General features: G+C 55.3%; 6 protein-coding genes. 5 read left to right on the forward strand and 1 reads right to left on the reverse strand.

The genetic code is table 11. From position 1 onward, the window contains the following. Position 1: 1 nt before the first annotated feature. A complete protein-coding gene (nudE, locus tag L977_RS20385) occupies positions 2–562 on the reverse strand; it encodes an ADP compounds hydrolase NudE (RefSeq protein WP_008503041.1) in 561 nt (186 codons plus the stop codon). A gap of 325 nt (positions 563–887) precedes the next feature. On the opposite strand from nudE, the gene L977_RS20395 reads away from it, so the two are divergent. From L977_RS20395 to pckA, 5 genes are all read left to right on the forward strand, one after another. Beyond that, on the forward strand, positions 888–3,023 hold the full coding sequence (locus L977_RS20395) for an intracellular growth attenuator family protein (protein WP_014885533.1): 2,136 nt from the start codon (positions 888–890) through the stop codon (positions 3,021–3,023). 67 nt (positions 3,024–3,090) lie between these two features. Beyond that, the gene (yrfG, locus tag L977_RS20400; RefSeq protein WP_047626830.1) at positions 3,091–3,774 is read left to right on the forward strand and encodes a GMP/IMP nucleotidase; all 684 of its coding nucleotides are present in this window, start codon (positions 3,091–3,093) and stop codon (positions 3,772–3,774) included. Beyond that, positions 3,771–4,172, forward strand: a complete 402-nt coding sequence (gene hslR / locus L977_RS20405; RefSeq protein ID WP_014885535.1) for a ribosome-associated heat shock protein Hsp15 — start codon at positions 3,771–3,773, stop codon at positions 4,170–4,172. The genes yrfG and hslR overlap by 4 nt, the downstream gene beginning before the upstream one ends. Before the next feature lie 18 nt (positions 4,173–4,190). Then, a complete protein-coding gene (gene hslO, locus L977_RS20410) occupies positions 4,191–5,075 on the forward strand; it encodes an Hsp33 family molecular chaperone HslO (RefSeq protein ID WP_162184515.1) in 885 nt (294 codons plus the stop codon). Positions 5,076–5,436: 361 nt separating this feature from the next. Continuing rightward, the gene (gene pckA / locus L977_RS20415) at positions 5,437–7,053 is read left to right on the forward strand and encodes a phosphoenolpyruvate carboxykinase (ATP) (protein ID WP_047626832.1); all 1,617 of its coding nucleotides are present in this window, start codon (positions 5,437–5,439) and stop codon (positions 7,051–7,053) included. Positions 7,054–7,127: the final 74 nt, after the last annotated feature.

A 7,127-nucleotide genomic window follows, 5' to 3' on the forward strand; every position in this document is an offset into this window, starting at 1 on the left:
CCTACAACCGCCCCTGCCCCTTCAACCATTCCCGAACCAGGAACAACGCGCTCACGTTGCGGGCCTCGTTAAAGTCTGGGTCTTCCAGCAGATCCATCAGATGCGCCAGCGGCCAGCGCACCTGCGGCAGCGGTTCCGGCTCATCTCCCTCCAGCGATTCAGGGTAGAGATCTTCAGCCACCACAATATTCATTTTGCTGGAAAAATAGGACGGCGCCATGCTCAGTTTTTTCAGGAACGACAGCTCATTCGCGCCAAAACCCACCTCTTCTTTCAGCTCACGGTTTGCCGCTTCAAAGACCGTTTCACCCGGGTCGATCAGTCCTTTGGAGAACCCAAGTTCGTAAGATTCTGTTCCCACGGCGTATTCGCGGATCAAAATCAGATGATCGTCGACGATAGGGACAATCATCACCGCTTCGCGCGAAGAGGGGCGCATACGTTCATAAACACGACGCACACCGTTGCTGAACTCCAGGTCCACACTTTCAACATTAAACAGGCGCGATTTGGCGACAGTTTCAACATTCAGAATGGTGGGTTTTTGTAGTGGTTTGCTCATCTTGATGGGGTCTTAACAGTGTGAACTGGCTTTATTGTGCGATATGCCGCACGGTTTCGGCAATGTCAATCGCTCTTTATTTACATTTATGCAACGTAGCTGGGATCAATCCTCAATTCAAAACAAATGTCAAGAGGTTGAAATGTTTCCAGGAATTTGCTGATATCGCGCCATAAGAGGCTTTGCTATCATCACCGGTCACTGGGATGCGCTTCAGAATGCTCAAGTTCGACTCCATACTTGCCGATAGCCAGCCACAGACTCTCATTCAATGTAAAGGTGCTACTGATTACACCTGTAAGAAGATTAGTAAGATGGGGAAAGCATGAGCACCATTTTGATTGTTCTCGCTGCTATGCTGGCCAGCGCATTGATTGCAGGGTGGCTGTACTGGCGACGCGCACAGCGCCGTTACCGGCTGCCTTTTTTAAATGCCTTCGCGGGTGCGACCACCCGTAAACTCGCGCAAGATGAGCGCGATGCAGTTGAAAACTATCTCGAAACGCTGAACCGTACCCAGTTATCGCCTGGGCCGACGGGAGCCACAGCTGCGCCTGTCGCACTGAAACTTAACGCGCAGAGCGACACCGTGCTCTGCGTGACGCGTTCCATTACTCGCTACGGTATCACAACGGACGACCCCAACAAGTGGCGCTACTATCTTGATTCCGTCGAGGTACATCTGCCCCCCTCCTGGGAACAGTACATTAACGACGAAAACAGCGTTGAGCTGATTCATACCGATTCGCTGCCGCTGGTTATCTCGCTTAACGGTCATACCCTGAGTGAATATCTTCACGAAGCTCCGCGTTTTGCGCTGGAACGCGCGAGTTCAACACAGGCCTCCATTCGTGGCGAAGAGACCGAGCAGATCGAACTGCTGAACATTCGTCAGGAAACGCATGAAGAATACGCCCTGAGCCGTCCGGACGGCATCCGTGAAGCCATTCTGATCGTTGCCGCTTTCCTGCTCTTTTTTGTCTGCCTGCTGACGCCGGACGTCTTTGTTCCGTGGCTGGCGGGGGGCGCTGTGCTGCTTCTGGCTGCCGGACTGTGGGGGCTTTTTGCACCGCCGGCCAAAACCTCGTTGCGGGAGATCCACTGCCTGCGCGGCACACCAAAGCGCTGGGGTCTGTTCGGTGAAAACGATCAGGAGCATCTCAACAATATTTCGCTCGGTATTATCGACCTTATCTATCCGCGCCACTGGCAACCGTGGATCGCGCAGGATTTAGGGCAGAAAACCGATATTGATATCTACCTTGACCGCCACGTTGTGCGTCAGGGACGCTTCCTGTCTCTGCATGATGAAGTAAAAAATTTCCCGCTTCAGCACTGGCTCCGTAGCACGGTCATTGCTGGCGGCGCCGCGCTGGTGTTTATCATGCTGCTGCTTTTCGTGCCGCTGGATATGCCCATCAAATTCACCCTGTCGTGGATTAAAGGCGCGCAGACCATCGAAGCGACCAGCGTCAACCAGCTGGATGAAGCAGGGGTACGGGTGGGCGATACGCTGCGCCTGAAGGGAACCGGGATGTGTAATATCCACAGCCCGGGCGGATGGAACACGCGGCAGAGCTCGCCTTTCATGCCGTTCGACTGCTCGCAAATTATCTGGAACGACGCGCCGCCGCTGCCATTACCGGAATCCGAAGTGGTGAATAAAGCCACGGCGCTGACCCAGACGGTTAACCGCCAGCTGCATCCGAAAGCGGATGACGATTCACGCGTCAGCCCTGCGCTCCGTTCTGCCATCCAGAAGTCAGGCATGGTTCTGCTGGATGACTTTGGCGATATCGTTCTCAAAACCCAGGATTTATGTTCCTCGCAGGATGAGTGCATACGCCTCAAAAACGCGCTGGTTAACCTGGGGAACAGCAAAGACTGGGACTCACTGGTCAAACGCGCCGAAGCGGGACGACTGGACGGCGTCAACGTCCTGCTGCGCCCGGTAAGCGCCGAATCGCTGGATAACCTGGTCGCCACGTCGACATCGCCGTTTATGATGCGCGAAACCACCCGTGCGGCGCAGGCGCTCAACAGCCCGGCACCGGGCGGCTTTGTGATTGTCAGCGATGAGGGCAGCGACCTGGTCGATCAGCCTTACCCGCAGGTGGCGCTTTATGACTATCCGGCACAGGAGCAGTGGGGTCAGTTCCAGCGTCTGGCGCAGATGCTGATGCAAACCCCCTTCAGCGCCGAAGGGATTGTCACCAGTATTTATACCGATGCCAACGGCACCCGTCATATCGGCCTGCACCGGATGCCGGATAGCGCAGGATTGTGGCGATACATTGGCACCTCTCTGCTGATGATCGCCATGCTTATCGCCATTGTCTGGAACGGTATTATGGCGCTGCGCCGCTATCAACGCTCGCGCACCCGACTTGCTGAGATCCAGCAATATTATGAAAATTGCCTTAATCCCAAGCTGATCCCCTCCTCCGAGAGCCTGATCTGATAACCTCGTTGCGCGACAAGATGTGCTACCCTGTCGCGCACGTTTCTTCTGGCTGGAGTTCCCCCTTATGCATCTTGATATCGACTGGCAGCAGGTCGACACCGTTCTGCTGGATATGGACGGCACGCTGCTCGATCTCGCCTTTGATAACTATTTCTGGCAAAAGCTGGTACCGGAAACCTACGGCGAACAGCAGGGTATCTCCCCGGCAGAAGCACAGGCATTCATTCGTTCGCAATATAGCGCAGTGCAACATACGCTAAACTGGTACTGTCTTGACTACTGGAGCGAGCGCCTCGGTTTGGATATTTGTGCCATGTCCACCGCCCAGGGCCCGCGCGCGGTACTGCGCGAAGATACGGTTCCGTTCCTGGACGCGCTGAAAGCCAGCGGCAAGCGCCGTATTTTGCTGACCAACGCGCATCCACATAATCTGGCCGTGAAGCTGGAGCACACGGGGCTGGCATCGCACCTTGATTTATTGCTTTCTACCCACACATTTGGTTATCCGAAAGAGGATCAGCGGTTGTGGCATGCGGTGAAGGAAGAGACCGGCTTGCAGCCGGAACGCACGCTGTTCATTGACGACAGCGAGCCCATTCTGGATTCCGCGGCAACGTTTGGCATTCGCTATTGTCTGGGCGTCACCAATCCTGACTCTGGCCTGGCTGAAAAACGCTATCTGCGACATCCTGGACTGAACGACTACCGCCAGATGATCCCCTCACTGACCGTGAAGGAGACGCCATGAAAGAAAAACCCTCTGACGGGGTAAGACTGGATAAATGGCTGTGGGCGGCCCGTTTTTATAAAACGCGCGCCCTTGCCCGCGAGATGGTTGACGGCGGTAAAGTGCATTACAACGGCCAGCGCAGCAAGCCGAGCAAGCTGGTTGAGCTGAACGCCACCTTAACGCTACGCCAGGGCAACGATGAAAAAACGGTGGTGATTAAAGCCATTACCGAACAACGTCGGCCCGCATCGGAAGCCGCACTGCTTTATGAAGAGACGGCGGAAAGCGTTGAGAAACGCGAGAAGACCGCGCTGGCGCGCAAAATGAATGCGCTAACCATGCCCCACCCGGACCGGCGGCCGGATAAAAAAGAGCGCCGCGATCTGATGAAATTTAAACACGGTGAGACAGAGTAACCCTCACCCGCACGAGAGATGAAAATGGCCCAACACGACCAATTACACCGCTATCTGTTTGAACAATTCGCCGTGCGCGGCGAACTGGTCACCGTATCCGAAACCTGGAAACAGATTCTGGAAAACCACAATTACCCGCTGCCGGTGAAGACCCTGTTGGGCGAACTGCTGGTTGCCACCAGCCTGCTGACCGCGACGCTGAAATTTGCCGGTGATATTACCGTGCAGCTGCAGGGTGACGGCCCAATGACGCTGGCAGTGATCAACGGCAATAACCAGCAGCAGATGCGCGGCGTCGCACGCGTTCAGGGCGATGTGCCTGAAAATGCAGACCTCAAAACGCTGGTAGGGAATGGCTACCTGGTGATCACCATCTCCCCTGAGGAAGGTGAACGCTATCAGGGCGTGGTCGGCCTCGAAGGGGATACCCTGGCAGCCTGCCTGGAAGATTACTTCATGCGTTCTGAACAGCTGCCGACGCGTCTGTTCATCCGCACCGGTGAAGTGGATGGTCAGCCTGCTGCGGGCGGTATGCTGCTGCAAGTTCTGCCAGCCCAGGACGCACAGACCAATGACTTCGAGCACCTGGCGACGCTGACCGAAACCGTCAAAGCAGAAGAGCTGTTTAACCTGTCGGCGACTGACGTGCTGTGGCGTCTGTACCACGAAGAAGAAGTGACCGTTTACGACCCGCAGGCAGTGGAGTTCAAATGCACCTGTTCTCGCGAACGCTGCGCGGGTGCGCTGAAAACCCTGCCAGATGAAGAGATCGACAGCATCATGGCGGAAGACGGCGAAATTGATATGCACTGTGACTACTGCGGTACGCACTATGTGTTCAATTCAATGGATATCGCTGAGATCCGCAACAACGCCTCCCCGGCGGATCCGCAGGTTCACTAATACCCTTCCCTCTCCCCATCCTGTTCTCTCTCCCTGTGGGAGAGGGAACAGGGTGAGGGCAAAAAACCTCGCTTAAGCTGAATCGTTTTCCGTATGTAACTCTTACGTAATTTTCTTACGTGTATGCGATTACATTCACATTCTCTCCGATAAAATCACCAGCCTTTAACCTTTTCGGAACATTTTCCCCAACCAAAATGCGATTCCTGCGATAATCCGCCTGCACTGTGACTGGAGTCGCAGCGTTTTCCGTTAGTAAGGGTTTTGTCCAGATGCGTAAATCTATGAGCCCCGTCGCGGTTAACAACCCCAGAAAAACCCTACAATTTCAGGCAGTACATATTGGCTAAGGAGCAGTGATATGCGTGTTACTGGTTTAACCCCGCAAGATCTCAAGGCTTATGGTATTCACGACGTCCAGGAAGTCGTCTACAACCCCGACTACGATACGCTGTATCAGGAAGAGCTCAATCCAGCACTGGAAGGATACGAGCGCGGTGTGTTGACGAATCTTGGTGCTATCGCCGTCGATACCGGTATTTTTACCGGTCGTTCGCCGAAAGATAAGTATATCGTCCGAGACGAAACCACCCGCGATACGCTGTGGTGGGCTGACAAAGGCAAAGGGAAGAACGACAACAAACCGCTCTCCCCGGAAATCTGGCAGCATCTGAAAGGGCTCGTCACCCATCAACTTTCTGGCAAGCGTCTGTTTATCGTAGACGCTTTCTGCGGCGCTAACGCCGACACCCGTCTCTCCGTACGTTTCATTACCGAAGTAGCCTGGCAGGCGCATTTCGTGAAGAACATGTTTATTCGTCCAACCGACGAAGAGCTGCAGGACTTCACGCCTGACTTCATCGTAATGAACGGTGCGAAATGCACTAACCCGCAGTGGAAAGAGCAGGGCCTGAACTCCGAAAACTTTGTCGCCTTCAACCTGACCGAGCGTATCCAGCTGATCGGTGGTACCTGGTACGGCGGCGAGATGAAGAAAGGGATGTTCTCGGTCATGAACTACCTGCTGCCACTGCGCGGCATCGCGTCCATGCACTGCTCGGCGAACGTCGGCGAGAAAGGCGATGTGGCGGTGTTCTTCGGCCTGTCCGGCACAGGGAAAACCACCCTCTCCACCGACCCGAAACGTCGTCTGATTGGCGATGACGAACACGGCTGGGACGATGACGGCGTGTTTAACTTTGAAGGCGGCTGCTACGCGAAGACCATTCGCCTGTCAGAAGAGGCTGAGCCGGATATCTTCCACGCAATCCGTCGCGATGCGCTGCTGGAAAACGTCACCGTACGTGCCGACGGCTCTATCGACTTTAACGACGCCTCGAAAACCGAAAACACGCGCGTGTCATACCCGATCTACCACATCGACAACATCGTGAAGCCGGTGTCAAAAGCGGGTCATGCTACGAAGGTGATTTTCCTGACGGCGGATGCCTTTGGCGTGCTGCCTCCGGTATCTCGCCTGACCGCCAGCCAGACGCAGTACCACTTCCTTTCTGGCTTTACGGCCAAACTGGCGGGTACCGAGCGCGGCGTGACGGAGCCAACCCCAACCTTCTCCGCCTGCTTCGGCGCAGCATTCCTGTCGCTGCACCCGACGCAGTACGCTGAAGTGCTGGTGAAACGCATGCAGGCGTCTGGCGCGCAGGCCTACCTGGTGAACACCGGCTGGAACGGGACTGGCAAACGTATCTCTATCAAGGATACTCGCGCCATTATCGACGCCATTCTGGATGGTTCTCTCGATAATGCCGAAACCTTCACGCTGCCGATGTTTGACCTGGCCATTCCAACGTCGCTGCCGGGTGTGGATACGCATATCCTCGACCCGCGCAATACGTACGGTTCGCCGGAACAGTGGCGCGAGAAGGCAGAATCGCTGGCGAAGCTGTTTATTGAGAACTTCGAGAAATATACCGATACACCAGCGGGCGAAGCGCTGGTGAGTGCGGGCCCAAGGTAAAAGCAAAAAGGCAACGCAAGTTGCCTTTTTTAGTGTTTTCTCCCTCTCCCCGTGGGAGAGGGCCGGGGTGAGGG

It is taken from the genome of Enterobacter sp. ZOR0014, assembly GCF_000798855.1.
Taxonomy (GTDB): domain Bacteria; phylum Pseudomonadota; class Gammaproteobacteria; order Enterobacterales; family Enterobacteriaceae; genus Enterobacter; species Enterobacter kobei.

Bases quoted from the DNA above. Each gene is read 5' to 3' on its own strand.
- hslO (WP_162184515.1), top strand. From the start codon at position 4,191: ATGAAAATGGCCCAACACGACCAATTACACCGCTATCTGTTTGAACAA.
- hslR (WP_014885535.1), top strand. From the start codon at position 3,771: ATGAAAGAAAAACCCTCTGACGGGGTAAGACTGGATAAATGGCTGTGG.
- nudE (WP_008503041.1), bottom strand. From the start codon at position 562: ATGAGCAAACCACTACAAAAACCCACCATTCTGAATGTTGAAACTGTC.
- yrfG (WP_047626830.1), top strand. From the start codon at position 3,091: ATGCATCTTGATATCGACTGGCAGCAGGTCGACACCGTTCTGCTGGAT.
- pckA (WP_047626832.1), top strand. From the start codon at position 5,437: ATGCGTGTTACTGGTTTAACCCCGCAAGATCTCAAGGCTTATGGTATT.
- L977_RS20395 (WP_014885533.1), top strand. From the start codon at position 888: ATGAGCACCATTTTGATTGTTCTCGCTGCTATGCTGGCCAGCGCATTG.